Source organism: uncultured Campylobacter sp., assembly GCF_937973075.1.
In the GTDB taxonomy this organism is placed as follows: domain Bacteria; phylum Campylobacterota; class Campylobacteria; order Campylobacterales; family Campylobacteraceae; genus Campylobacter_B.
Window position 1 is genome coordinate 1 of sequence record NZ_CALBWL010000007.1, and the last position, 13,630, is coordinate 13,630.

9 protein-coding genes are annotated in these 13,630 nt (G+C 43.3%); 3 read left to right on the forward strand and 6 right to left on the reverse strand.

The annotated features are described in order from the left end of the window. Together Q0274_RS00680 and Q0274_RS00685 are read right to left on the reverse strand one after the other, a co-directional pair. Positions 1-5,161 (reverse strand): hypothetical protein (locus Q0274_RS00680; protein ID WP_298026668.1); only part of this gene is annotated, 5,161 nt, incomplete at its 3' end. A gap of 850 nt (positions 5,162-6,011) precedes the next feature. Then, entirely contained in the window at positions 6,012-7,433 is a 1,422-nt protein-coding gene (locus Q0274_RS00685; RefSeq protein ID WP_291937493.1) for a Do family serine endopeptidase, read from the reverse strand. 168 nt (positions 7,434-7,601) lie between these two features. Here Q0274_RS00685 and Q0274_RS00690 point away from each other — a divergent pair, with 168 nt between their 5' ends. The 3 genes from Q0274_RS00690 (at position 7,602) to Q0274_RS00700 (ending at position 10,959) form a co-directional block, all read left to right on the forward strand. Beyond that, on the forward strand, positions 7,602-8,516 hold the full coding sequence (locus Q0274_RS00690; RefSeq protein ID WP_298026671.1) for a DnaJ C-terminal domain-containing protein: 915 nt from the start codon (positions 7,602-7,604) through the stop codon (positions 8,514-8,516). A 12-nt stretch (positions 8,517-8,528) separates the two neighbouring features. Next, complete coding sequence (locus Q0274_RS00695) at positions 8,529-8,840, forward strand: helix-turn-helix transcriptional regulator (protein ID WP_297903112.1); 312 nt, start codon at positions 8,529-8,531, stop codon at positions 8,838-8,840. A gap of 487 nt (positions 8,841-9,327) precedes the next feature. Then, positions 9,328-10,959: a cation:proton antiporter gene (locus tag Q0274_RS00700; protein WP_298026674.1), complete on the forward strand. Its 1,632-nt coding sequence runs from the start codon at positions 9,328-9,330 to the stop codon at positions 10,957-10,959. 258 nt (positions 10,960-11,217) lie between these two features. Here the strand turns inward: Q0274_RS00700 and Q0274_RS00705 are convergent, their stop codons facing one another. The 4 genes from Q0274_RS00705 to Q0274_RS00720 form a co-directional block, all read right to left on the reverse strand. After that, a complete protein-coding gene (locus tag Q0274_RS00705; protein WP_298026676.1) occupies positions 11,218-11,427 on the reverse strand; it encodes a hypothetical protein in 210 nt (69 codons plus the stop codon). A 96-nt stretch (positions 11,428-11,523) separates the two neighbouring features. Then, the gene (locus Q0274_RS00710) at positions 11,524-11,841 is read right to left on the reverse strand and encodes a hypothetical protein (protein WP_298026679.1); all 318 of its coding nucleotides are present in this window, start codon (positions 11,839-11,841) and stop codon (positions 11,524-11,526) included. A gap of 265 nt (positions 11,842-12,106) precedes the next feature. Beyond that, positions 12,107-12,916: a class I SAM-dependent methyltransferase gene (locus Q0274_RS00715; protein WP_298026681.1), complete on the reverse strand. Its 810-nt coding sequence runs from the start codon at positions 12,914-12,916 to the stop codon at positions 12,107-12,109. Between the two features lie 272 nt (positions 12,917-13,188). Next, positions 13,189-13,608, reverse strand: a complete 420-nt coding sequence (locus Q0274_RS00720; RefSeq protein WP_298026684.1) for a hypothetical protein — start codon at positions 13,606-13,608, stop codon at positions 13,189-13,191. Positions 13,609-13,630 lie beyond the last annotated feature (22 nt).

A 13,630-nucleotide genomic window follows, 5' to 3' on the forward strand; every position in this document is an offset into this window, starting at 1 on the left:
AGGTATTGCCCGCATTGCGGATAAGGTGATACTCTTTACCCTCTTCGATATTAAGTGAGCCATAGGTATCTTTATCTACGTCATACTCTTCGCCGTTTAGTTTAAATTTAGCGTTATTGATATCAGTGTCGGCATTAGTAGTTAAATTTAAAGCAGCCTTATCGATAGCTCCGTTAGTAGCTGCGGTAACCCCGTCGAAGTTAAGAGCATTGAAATTCTTAATATCGCCTGCGGTTTTTTGAGTGTGAGCGTTATTTACGTTTAGGGTGTTGCCACTATTATTGCCTCTTGCGTTAGATGCATCGTCAGAGCCATTAATAGCATTTACTACGCTTCCTGCATTGAAATTTACTACGTTGTCGTAAACCCTACCGCTACCTTTAGAAGCACCGGCAAAAATCTCTTTAGTATCAGCACCGTTAATGTTTACGGTATTGTTAAATACGTCATCCGTACTGCCGCTTAGTGTCGCACCGCCGTAAACGGATTTAGTGCTTAGATCGCCTGCAGTAGATACGATATTTACGGTGTTGCCTTTATTATCAAATAGAGGTGTTCCGCCTTGATGCGCGTTATCAGCTTTATTCTTAGTTAGCTCGTTGCTATCAAAGTCGTTGTCGTTCCAAGCATCGGTAATGGTGCCTTCTCTATAGATAAGCTCTTTATTGTTATTTTGCTTTCTAAAGGTCTCGCCGTCATATTGATAGTGAGCGTTGTCTATAATGTTATAGACTTGCTCTTTTTGAGTGGTTTTATCTTGGAAATTTATATCAGCGTTGCCTTTAATTAGGGTATAGTCCTTATCTTTTTGAGCATTATTTATCTTAACGTCGGTACCGATTAGATTTGTAGGGGTATTGCCAGTTAGTTTAAGAGCCGGATCGCCGTTGTAACCATTAGGCATATTGAAATTTAACTTGCCAACGCCCACGATATTTTTAGCTTCGATAGTGCCCGGTACTAAAGAGCCGTCAGTTTTACCTACGTTTACGGTATCGTCAGCATCTCCTTTGATAGTGCCGATATTTTTACCATCTACCAAAGTAACTTTAGATTTAACGCCGTTAGGGGTATTTGAAGTATCTATGTCAAGTCCTTCAAAATCTTTATTAGCTCCCGGAGTTTTTCCTACGTTAATATTAGCACCATTGCTTAGCTCCGGAGTATATTTAGCAATTTCTTCGTTATCAAATTTACCGTCGTTAGAAATATTTCTACCTGTAAGCTTTTTGCCTTGAACTAGGATAGATTGATTATCGGCACTTTGGATTAAGCCTTTAAGGTTAATCTCATAGCTACTCTTACCGGTAATAGTAAATTCATTATCCGTTTGCTTAGCCTTTTCGGTAAAATTCGTAAAGGTATTGCCCGCATTGCGGATAAGGTGATACTCTTTACCCTCTTCGATATTAAGCGAGCCGTAGGTATCTTTATTTACGTCGTACTCTTCGCCGCCAAGTTTAAACTTAGCGTTATTAATGTCCGTATCGGCATTAGTAGTTAAATTTAAAGCAGCGGTTGCAGCATTGCCGTTAGCATCCGAAATTCCGTCGAAGTTAAGAGCATTGAAATTCTTAATATCGCCTGCGGTTTTTTGGGTGGAAGCATTGTAGACGTTTAAGGTGTTATTTGTGCCGCTTGCACTGGATAGACCGTAGATAGTCTTACCGACTTTACCACCATAGAAATTTACGGTATTACCGCTGCCGCTAGCAGCATCTGCTGCGTAGACGTTGCCAGTGACTTGCGTACCACTTAGATTTACTGTGCTGTTTGTCGCAGAGCCGCTAGCTTTTGAGCCGTATACATCGCCACCTACTCTACTGCCTTGTAGATTTACAATGTTTTTAACTGCATTGCCGTTAGCTGTCTGTGCGCCGTAGACATTGCCGTTAATGGTGGTATCATCAGTGGTTACCGTATTGTCGTGAACGTTTCCATTAGCGTTATAGCCCGCACCGATATTTCCGTTTACTACCGCACCTTTTGAAGTTTCTTCAAAGCTTAGATGGTTGTTGTAAACATCTTGGGTTCCACTATCACCATAGCCTGCATATATATCGCCAAATTCCGTTCCGCCTTTGATCGTAGTGTAGTTATTGTGGATAGTATTAGGCGTATCAGTATCTTTGACGTCAGCTCTACCTGAGCTTATGTTTTTATTGCCCAGATTGCTTGCGCCCTCTTTTACGATTACGGTATTATTTTTATTGCCGAATAGTTTATGAGCGCCTGCTTGAGCTGCATTGCTAGCTTGATTCTTAGTTAGCTCGTTGCTATCGAAGTCATTGTCGCTCCAATTATCCGGAACAACGCCTTTTTTATAAACAAGCTCTTGATTGCCGTTTTCTCTTCTAAAAGTCTCGCCATCATATTGATAGTGATCTTTGTCTGTGATAGTATAGGTCTGGTCTTTTTGGACACTTCTATCGTTGAAATTTATAGTGCCGCCGTTAGTCTTTTTAACGAGTGTGTATGTGGTGCCGTCTTTGGCATTATTTACATTGACGTCAGTACCAGTTAAATCCGTAAGCCCGTTGTCGGTAAGTTTGATCGCAGGATTACCTCCATTATAGTTGTTAGGCAAATTGAAATTTATCTTTAGTTTGCCGGGGCCTGATTTTTCGATATTTTTTGCAGTTATATTGCCCGGCACTAGCGGATTGGCACCGTCTTTACCGACATTTATCTCGTCGTTGCCATCAGCTTTTATCGTGCCTATATTATTGCCACTTACTAAATTTATCTTAGCATTATTAGTGCCGGTCATATCGATATCTAGCCCGCCGAAATTCTCCGGTGCATTTGGATTCTCGCCTACGTTGATAGTAGGATTGCCCGCAGGACCGGAGTATTTACCAACCTCGCCGTTATCGAACGCTCCATCGATAGTGCGGTCGGTTTTCTTTTTACCTTGAATGACGATGGATTTTCCGTCATCATTTTTCATCAGACCTTTTAAATTCATCGAGTAGGTAGTGGCATTTTTGATCGTAAATACGTTATCAGTGCGCTTAGTCGTTTGCGTTTCGTCAAAACCGATAAATCCGCTTTCATTATGGATCAGATAGCGCTTCTCGCCGTCGCCTATTGCATAAGTATCTACATTATAATCAGTGCCATCTAATTGAAATTTAGCGTTATTTATATCGGTTTGAGCTCCACCCGTGATTTGAAGTGCGGCCTTGCTTGCATCGGAATTCATATTTGATATGTTTTGGAAATTTAAAACATTAAATCTAGCGATATTACCCGCATGATTTGGATTGCTAGCGTTTGAAGCATTTATCAAGGTGTTGCCGTTGCCGCTACCGGTGCCGTATAAGCCGTAAATCGTGCCGGTGACGGTGCTATCTGATAAATGTACCGTATTATTATCACTATTTGCCCCCACAGCCTCCGCGCCGAAAACATCTCCCGTTACGGTGGTATGACTCCATAAATTTACACGGTTACCCGATGCGGAGGCCGCTGCGTTACCGCCTTTGACTTGTTTACCACCCTCTACTTTAGAATTTGACAAGGTTAAAACGTTTCCCGTAGCGTCGCCACTTGACGTAGTTCCACCCGAAACGTTATCATTAAAGATAATTCCCGTTGCGGAGAATTCATTGTTGCTGACGCCTGTCTCGCCGCGTCCACCTAGGGCAGGTCCATTTACCGCACTGCTTACCCCGTCGCCCGTTAGTTGCACGCGGTTATTATTCGCTTGCCCACTACCGCTACCGATATGATTTGTTCCGCCGATTACTTGATAGACGCTTGTGCCCGTTAAATCCGCTATTACTGTGTTTTTAAAAGCAGTACCTTTATCGCTTCTTCCGCCGATGATGTCATGACTTACTTTCGCGCCTTGCTTGATCTCTACTTTGTTTTCTTCTACGTCGCTACTAACGCTACTTCCGCCGATGACGTCGTGACCTACTTCGCCGCCGTCTAAGGTAACGTAGCTTTTTGAAATTTTACCGCTTTCGCTGAGTCCGCCGTGGACGCTACCACCTACCTTACCGCCGCTCATCAAGACATGACCTTCGGCTATATCTCCATTTACGTTGCGGAAGCCGTAAGCGCTACCGCCTATCTCGCCGCCGCTTATTTTGACGTAATCATTCGTGCTAGTAGCGGTGTGATTGGTACCAGAACCTCCGCCGAAGCCTCCGTGAACGTCACCTATAACCTTTCCGCCGCTGATTTCAGAGTAATTGTCGTTAGAAACGGCTGCCATATATGAGCCCGTAGTAGATTGAACCTCTCCGTTTTGTAGCTTTACGTAGTTTTTGCTAGCCGTAGCTTTGCTTCCAATGGTAATGCCCTCTCTAGTAGCATTGGCGCCTGTTATATTTTGAAGCTTAGCGCCGGCGCTGTTTATGACGACATAATTCTCCTCTAATGTACTAACGAAATTTGGAGATACAGATACCGCGCCGTCTATTTCTTGACCGCTGTTTAAGACGATAGCACCCGTAATATTTACGCTATTACCTTTTGCAGAGCCACCTTCGTGTATGGTGGCCCCCTCTATCCTGTATTTATCTATTTGTGCTGCGCTTTTTATATTTACCGTATTATTTTCTGCGGAGTGACCATATCTAGCACGACCTCCCGACACTATAGCTTCGAAGCTCCCCACGGTGTTATTATCGCCGATTATATGGCTATTACCTTCGATATTTACTGTGTTGCCGACGGCATTTCCCGATTGAGGTCTCTTTCCTGCCCAAGTGCCGTTGCCGCCGAGAACGACTCTATTAACGGTTGCATTTATTATGTTTACGGTATTGCCTGTTGCGCCTATACCTTCACCGCCTATTACGGTAGTAACGGTAGCGCGGTTTTGAACGGTGATCTGATTTCCATCGGCCGATGTCGTAGGCGTAATGCTAGGATGACCCATACCGCCGCCGTATATACTGTAGCCAGACATATCAGTACCTGAAGCATTTCCGGTGATAGTTACTATATGATTTTTGGAGCCGCCTCCGTTACCGGCACCTTCATAACCACCCGAGTAATACCCGCCGCCTGGAGTATGCAAAACACCATCACTACCGCCGCCGGTTACTGTCGCTTTTGCATTGTCGGCTAAAGCTTGCACCGGCATCAGTGCTAGCGTAGCAGCGATGCTCAGACCTGAGATAATCGGGATTTTGATCTCTTTCATAGTTGTAATCCTTCGTAAAAAATAAAAACTATCCATTATACTATAAAAATACCTATTTACAATAAATTTAATAAAATTTCTAACGAAAGGTAGCTTAACGCGAAAAAATGGGTATCGCGATGTAACGTTTTCGATAATAAAGTAAAATTTCAGCTTATTTTTGTTATCGAAGCTTAAACGAAAAATTACGATTACAAAATGATGGAATTTTAAAATTCCGACCTTAAAATTTAGCCAGCGGAATTCCCAAGAAGCGTCGCTGCGAGAAAAGTATTAGAATTAAGAGGCAGTAGTTTCTGATATCAAGAAATGGGGTAGGGCACAAATTTTCTAAAATTTGAATTTGTGGAATTTAAAGCGAAGTAATATACAAGAGGAATTAAAATTTGAAGTAATTCTAGGTTAGAAGCACATACTTCTGCGGTATGTTGTTAACAAAGAGATTAAAATTTTAAAGCAAGTTCCAGGCGAGGCGATAAAAACGATAAAGTAGCGGCGCGGAGAGTTAAATTTTAAAAATTATAAGTGAAAACAAAAGCAAAAAATTAAAATTCTAAGAATTTCAAGCGAAATTTGGGCTTTCAACGGTATTTGAAATGGCAAAGGGCTTTCGGAGCTGTTTAAAATAACAAAGGGCTTCCGGCAGCTTTTAATGCCTGCCGGAAGCCCTTTTTATAGTTTATGTATCTTTTGCGCTTGAAAGCTCGAAATTCCGCTTTCCAGAAAGCACAAAATCCCAAAAACTTCTGCTAGCTTATTCGCAAGCTCCGCTAATGCTTTGAGCTGGGCTTGCCGCGGTTAAATTTTAACGCTTGCGCGTTTCTCGCAGCTAAAGCCTGACGAATCTGGATTAGCGGATTACAAGACCTTGCGGAATCCCGCGTCTGATGACCCAGACTAGGGTCTTTTTGCCCTTGTAATCTTTGATATACCGATCGAAATCGTCTGAGCTTTTGACATCGTTTTGACCGACTTGGATGATCACGTCGCCTACCTCAAAGCCGTAATCATCGGCTTTTGAGCCATCTTTGACACTTAAGACGAGGGCACCCGAGACATCGTCGTCGAGGTTATATTTGCGGCGTAAGCTATCATTCAACGTCCTTAGCTTTAGCCCCTCTATCGCGCTTTTTGAGTCCTCGCCGGCTGAGCCTAAGGTGGTGGAGTCGGATTTCATCGCGTCTAGCTTGATAGTCGTACTCTTACTTTTGCCGTCGCGCTCAAATTCTACATCCACTGAGCTTCCTGGAGCCATTGAGCCGATTAAATTTTTTAGCTCGTTGGCGTTTTTGATAGACTTGCCATTTATTTTGGTAATCAAATCGCCGCGCTTGATGCCTGCTTTATCGGCAGGCATATCCTTTTCTACGCTGGAGATTAGCGCGCCCTCTTTACTTTCATAGAGCTCTTTTTGATCTTTAGACATATCTGAGATCGTAACGCCTATAAAGCCACGCTCGATCTTGCCGTTTGTGATGAGCTTTTCAGCGATCTCTTTTACCATATTTGAAGGGATCGCAAAGCCTACGCCGTTATTTCCGCCACCGCGACTTAAAATAGCGGAATTTATTCCCAAAAGTGCGCCGCGGCTATCCACTAGTGCACCGCCTGAGTTGCCCGGGTTGATCGAAGCGTCGGTTTGGATAAAATTTTCGTATTGATTTAGCCCGATATTGTTTTTATTTAGCGCTGAGATTATGCCTTGAGTGATGGTGCCGCCCACGCCGAAAGGATTTCCGATAGCAAAGACGATATCGCCCTCCATAGCCTTGGACGAGTCGGCAAATTTAACCGCAGAGAGATTTTTTTCGTCGATTTTAATAATTGCAAGGTCGGTTTTAGGGTCGGTGCCGATCACCTTGGCTTTATATTCCTTATCGCCTTCTAATAGCGTAACTACGATTTCGTCGGCATTTTCTATTACGTGATTATTTGTGACAATATAGCCGTCTTCGGAGATGATGACACCAGAGCCTAGCGAGCTTCCCTCGCGCTCCTGCTGCTGCGGAATATCAAAGTCGAAAAATTGCTTAAAAAACGGATCGTCAAACATCTGTGACATCGGGCTATTGCCTGCTTTAATCTTGGTTTTAGTTGCGATATTGACGACGGATTTTTTTACGTCCGCAAGTGAGCTATGATACGAAAGCACCACGTCTTGATTAAAGCCCGGATTTACGCGTTCATAATTGCTTGGAGCTTCTTTGATGTCGATACTGGCGCCAAAAAGCGCACCTGCTAAAGCTATCGATATGATGATCGATTTTTTCATTTTTGCTTCCTTTGTGATAATGAAATTTTGGCGGAATTATAAATTTTGTCCGCTAATATATTCTTAACGCAAAATTAAAATTTATAAATAGAATTTAGCAAACTTGATTGACACTCACTAAAGTTTTATGATATAATCTACATAAAATTTAAAATTTTAAGGATTAAAATGGCAAGTACAAGCAGTTTATACGAAACCTTAGGCGTGGATAAATCAGCAAGCGCCGAAGAGATTAAAAAAGCTTACCGCAGGCTAGCTCGCAAGTATCACCCCGATATCAATAAAGAACCAGGAGCTGAGGATAAATTTAAAGAGATCAACGCTGCGTATGAAATTTTAAGCGACGAGAAAAAGCGCGCGCAGTACGACCGCCACGGCGACGAGATGTTCGGTGGGCAGAATTTTCACGATTTCGCGCAGGGCTCGGCGAACATGGGCGATCTAAACGACATCCTAAACAGCATTTTCGGCGGCTCCTTCGGCGCAAAAAGCGCAGGCTCGCGCGGTGGATTTAGTTTCAGCTCTTTCGGTGGCGGCGAAGGTTTTAGTGGCTTTAGCGGCAGTAGTTTCGGTGGCGGCTTTGGCGGCACACAGAGCCTAGATACGCACAGCTCGATTGAAATTCCTTTTGAAACCGCGATACAAGGCGGCGAGATGAGCGTGCGCGTGGGCGGCGAGACGGTTAAATTTAAAGTACCCGCGGGCATCAATGCAGGCGAAAAGCTACGCATCAGGGGTAAAGGACAAAAATCAGGCGCTCAAAGCGGCGATCTAATTTTAGAGATAAAAATCGCGCCAAGCGCCGAGTACAGCCGCGAAGGCGACGATCTTTTCAAAAAGATAGATATTCCTTTGAAAACGGCGTTGTTCGGCGGAAAAGTAGAAATTTCGACGCCAAGTAAAAGCGCAACGATAAAGATCGCAAAAAATACCAAAAACGGGCAGAAATACCGCTTAAAAGGCTACGGCGTGCAAAACCGCAAGAGTAAAATTTTAGGCGATCTATACGCGGTGGTAAATGTCGTCCTGCCTGACGTTGATTCGCTGGATGAGGACGTCAAAGCCGCGCTGCAAAAGCTATAAGGAGGCATCAAAATGCATGATTACGATGAGCCGGTTTATCTCATATCGATAGTCTCGAAGGTCTTGGATATTCATCCTCAAACAATACGGCAATACGAGCGCGAAGGGCTCGTGAGCCCGGGTCGCACCGAGGGCAATATGCGACTATATTCGGCGCACGATATGGACCGCATACGCATGATTTTAAATCTTACAAAGGAGCTTGGCGTCAATCTTGCGGGCGTGGACGTGATCTTTCACTTGCAAGAAAGGATCGCTGAGTATGAGCGCGAGATCGAGGAGCTGCGGGCTAGAATTTTAGAACTCGGCGGAGAGACAGACTAGGATCTGCAAGATAAAGATTTTAAAGCTCAGCAAAAAACAGATCCTGGCGCTATAAGCTGAAATTTTAATACTATCAAAAAGCAAGATCGGCTCTTAAGCGTAGATTCAAGCGATAAATTTTGACTTTCAATGCGGATTTGTGAGCGCGTCAAATTTAAAGTTGCACTAAGCAAACTCGGGCGAATTTTCTTGCAATTAAATTTAAAAACCGCCTTGATATAATTTAGCTTTAAAATTTAAAATTCCAAGCCGCGTTAGATTTTAAAATTTTGCCGCGAGCCTCTAAATTTAGTGGTAAAGTACGACATAATTTCTCTATCTTTAAGCGGGATTTTAGTAAAATCACATTATAAAATTTACCCGTAAATTTATATGAAAAGATAAAATTTCATCGATTATCGCCTCCGGTAGATGGTCGCATAATGTAAAACTTAACAATAAATTTAGCGCTAAATTTTACGCATAATCTTACAAAAAAAGGGAGTTAATGGAGCTTGTTATAGAGCTATTTCTTGCGATCACGGCGCTTGCGATAGTGCTAAATATCGTCTTTAAAATTTTTGAAATTCCCACCATCATCGGCTATATCGTCGCGGGCGTGTGCTTTTCGCAGATCTATAGCCTAAGTAGCGTTGAAAACGCCCATATGTCTGAGCTGGCGGAATTTGGCATCGTCTTTTTGATGTTTACCATCGGGCTTGAGTTTAGCTTCCATCACTTGATGAGTATGAAAAAGGACGTATTTTTTAATGGCATACTCCAAGTGCTTGGCACCGGTATTATTCTAGCGCTCATCATCGATCAAGCTTTCGGCGGAAACATAAAAACCGTGATGATTATCGGGCTTGCGCTCGCGCTTAGCTCTACGGCGATCGTGCTAAAAACGCTCAACGAAACAGGCGAAATCAACCAAAACTACGGGCGCAAGGTGCTTGGCATCCTGCTCTTTCAGGACCTCGCCGTCATTCCGATCTTGCTGATGATCGACATCTTCGGCTCGACCGACAGCACCCCCGTGAACTATCTAATCTTAAAAACCGCTGTAAGCGCCGCCATAGTGGTGGTGATCCTTTTTGTGCTCGGCAAATTCGCCTTCAACCGCTTCCTCCACTACGTCGTAAAGACGAATTCTAAAGAAATTTTCATCGCGACCATCCTTTTTACCGTCGTGGGAGCTAGCTTTTTGGCGCACGTTTTCGGCTTTTCATACACGCTGGGCGCATTCATCGCGGGCATGCTCATCGCAGAAACCGAGTATAAACACGAGATAGAGGCCGATCTGACGCCGTTTCGGGACATACTGCTCGGACTTTTTTTCATCACTATCGGCATGCAGATAAATTTCGAAGTCATCGTCTCGCACTATGGGTTAATCTTGCTCGCTATCATCGTGATAACGGCGCTTAAAACGGGAGTGATATACGCGATCTTATTTCTCTCGACCGGCAAAAGGATAGCGCTAAAAGCGGCGCTGTCGCTATGCCAGATAGGTGAGTTTGCGCTTGCGATCTTTTCGCTACTGATGAGCCGCGATATGCTAAGTAAGGAAAACGGGCAAATTTTAATTACAGTCGTAACTGCGACGATGATTTTAACGCCGTTTATTCTTAAAAATTTAAACAAAATCGCCAACCGTTTCGAGTCTAAGGTTGAAAAGCTCGAGGATGAGGAGCATAAAACTCAAATCCCGCCGATGAAAAATCATATCATTGTAGCAGGCTACGGCAGGATAGGGCAGGAAGTGGTGCTGCGCCTTAAAGATCAGGGGCTGCTATACGTAGTCGCCGAGAGTGATTTAGAGCTCGTGGATCTGGGCAAATCGCGCGGCGAGAATATATACTTTGTAAATATAATGCAAAAAACCGCAATCGACGAGCTGCATGCGCGCGAAGCGTCGGTCATCATCCTAACGATCGCAAATCAGCAAAAGCTAGACATCGTCGCTAAGATGCTAAACGGCTCTAATCTAAAAGCAAATATCATAGTGATGCATACGGGCGCTGATCCGCAAAGTGAGTTGCAGAGCGAATACGGCGAAAATTTTATTTTCGTAAAAAAGGAGAGAGTAGTAGCCAATGCGCTTTTGCAAGAGGCGCTGAAATGCAAGCTAACGCAGTAGCCTTGAGCGTTTAAGATCAAATTTAAACGCATTTGCTATGCCTAAAATATCCACGCTTCTTTATTCTTACTTCTACACTCAGCTAATTAAAGCGTTTTAATGAACGCAGATAAATAAGATATATTTAAATGGTGGGCTTGCAAATTTAAAGACGCAAAGTGCTGCTTTGGATTGATTTAAATTCTAAATTTAAGCTGTCATTCCATAGCAAAAGGATACTTCGACAAGGAGCTGATGAAGTATATTTGCGCGATAAAGTTATTTAAAAATTCGTTTAAATTTTTGCTCAAATTTAGCGGCTTCATCTTGGGCGCCTTGCGCCTTGCCGTTTGTTTTGTTAAAATTTTGCTCGCCGGAAATTTTATCATCGACCACTCCTCTGATTTTTGCTTGCGATTTTGGCGCCGGTAGATACACGGTCTCATCGGCGTCAAATTCCGGATTTGCGTTATATGTTATTATCGCCACCGGAATAGCGATAAAAATAGCGGGTATAATCTGACGTGTATCCCAGTCTATGTGATATTTTATCTGTAAATAAAATCCGATTAAAGCATAAAGGACTTAAAATATCGCAGCCACATGTATCCATATAAGCATAAAGGCCTTATCTGCATCGCTAAATAAAAGCAGGGCGTATTTTTTATACTTCAGCCTGTTTATGCAGACGAGTATATTTATCGCAGATAGCGCGAGCGTGCATAAAAACGACATTATGGGCACATTATGTACAAACGTAAGAAACACGACGATATAAATCAGGAAAGTCAAAAGTGCCCCTAAAAACAGATATCTACAAAAGCGAAATCTATCGTAGCTTTTTAAAATTTCTTGCGGAATTTGGCTGATGTCCGCGGGGATTTTGTCTTTTTGCGTTTGCATTTTTACCGCCTTTCTCGGTTATTTTAACTCAAATTTTGCTTTTTTACTCCGTAGCGTTTTAAATTTAATGAAGCGGGCTTTTTGGCTTGCTTCTTTTTTGGCAGACAAGCGATCCCGATTTTGCATTAAATTTTTAAAAATGAATACTTACCGGCTCTTGCAATTTTATCGATAAAATTTTTGGCAGGCTAAATTTACGCTTCTTTTCTAGCTAAATTTAGCTTCAAAATTTATCCTGCTTTATTCATAAAATAAGGCAACCAAGCTAAAGCCCATACGTTTTATCCACTCGCACGAACGCCCAGTGCATAAAATCGCGTTCTGGCTCGTATTTGCCGCTGTTAAAATACTCCGCCAGCCGCGCTTCCTCCGTGTCGCTTAGCTCACCGCCGAGCATCCAGCGCGTCTTTTGTATGAGCTCCTGTGCGCTTGTTTCTGGGCCCGCATGACACTTGGCCTTTATGTAGCTTAGGCTTGGCAAATAGCCCATTTGAAACAAGATGTTTAAAAGATAGACGAAGTCGGGCTTTTGCTCCACTTCGCGCTCTATTGCATCCAAAATTTCATCATCCACGAAGCTGCCGCCCACCTTAAACGTGATGTAAAGCGCCTTTTTAGTTTTTGAGAGCAGTTTTAGCAATACAGGCTTTAGATCATCCACCTCGAGGCAGCGTGAAGCAAAAACGAGATCACACGCAGGCACGTCCGACCAGTCGTCTTCGAAAGCTTTTTGCGCAAATTTAACGTTTTTCGCGCCATAAATTCGAGCGTTTTTGCGGGCAAACTCCAGCATTTTGGGCGAAAAATCATAGCCGTAAATTTGATCCACCTTTTCCGCTGCCAGCACGCTTAGCGCGCCTACGCCGCATGCAAAATCAAGTAGCGTCGAAGCGCCCGAAAAATCTACGCGCGATAGAAAGTCTCGCGCATAGGCGCTTTTCATCACGCCTTCGCTGAAGCTCGGCGCCTTTTTGTCCCAATGCTCGGCCAGCTTTTTGCCGAATGAGCTTTTTGCTTTTTGCGCCTTATAAAGCGCATCAAAGTCGATCTCATCGTAGTTTGAAGCTAAAATCATCATTATCCTTTCCTGATTTTAATGGGCAGATCGCACCAATTTTTCGTTAAATTTTAGCGTAATTTTATACGCCACGCCCAAATCCGCCTGAAATTTCAAACCGTCCGGCGAAAAGTGCTAAGGCAAGCCCACCTCTGCATATTTTATCCGCCTGCGATCCTTTAAATTTTCGCCGAACGATCGCAGTTAAATTTTAAAAGCCTCTTTATAAATCAAAATTTTTAGTTTATCGTCCGCGCTTGTTCGCTCCGCATTTAAATCGCTGCTTGGATTTATTGTAAAGCCTCCAATCTAGCCGCTATTACCTTTTGCATCGCTTGATTTTTCCTGTTTTTGGCTAAAATTTGTAGCCTCCTTTTGCCGATGCGTTTGTCGGCGGCCTTTAGGATATTTGCAAGCCCCCATTCATCGGCACCAAAGTGCTTTGCAAACAGCTCCTCTTTGGGCGTGTCGATATATTCGCGGATAAGCTCGCCGATGTCGCTTATGTCGTTACCATACGGATAAATTTTCGCTAGAGCGCCCTGTGCTAGGCTTTTTACGCTGCCGCTTTTTAGCACGAAATCCTTCGGGTAATCAAAAATAATCTCGCCCGCAAGCGTGATAAAATATCGCGGCAAATCCGTGCTGCCGCGTCTGCTTTGCATCCTATAAACCGTGCAGTGGAGCTTAAAATCAATGCTTTTATCCACAAGTTCGTAAAGCCGTTTTTGA

Bases quoted from the DNA above. Each gene is read 5' to 3' on its own strand.
- Q0274_RS00695 (WP_297903112.1), top strand. From the start codon at position 8,529: ATGCATGATTACGATGAGCCGGTTTATCTCATATCGATAGTCTCGAAG.
- Q0274_RS00700 (WP_298026674.1), top strand. From the start codon at position 9,328: ATGGAGCTTGTTATAGAGCTATTTCTTGCGATCACGGCGCTTGCGATA.
- Q0274_RS00715 (WP_298026681.1), bottom strand. From the start codon at position 12,916: ATGATTTTAGCTTCAAACTACGATGAGATCGACTTTGATGCGCTTTAT.
- Q0274_RS00685 (WP_291937493.1), bottom strand. From the start codon at position 7,433: ATGAAAAAATCGATCATCATATCGATAGCTTTAGCAGGTGCGCTTTTT.
- Q0274_RS00710 (WP_298026679.1), bottom strand. From the start codon at position 11,841: ATGCAAACGCAAAAAGACAAAATCCCCGCGGACATCAGCCAAATTCCG.
- Q0274_RS00690 (WP_298026671.1), top strand. From the start codon at position 7,602: ATGGCAAGTACAAGCAGTTTATACGAAACCTTAGGCGTGGATAAATCA.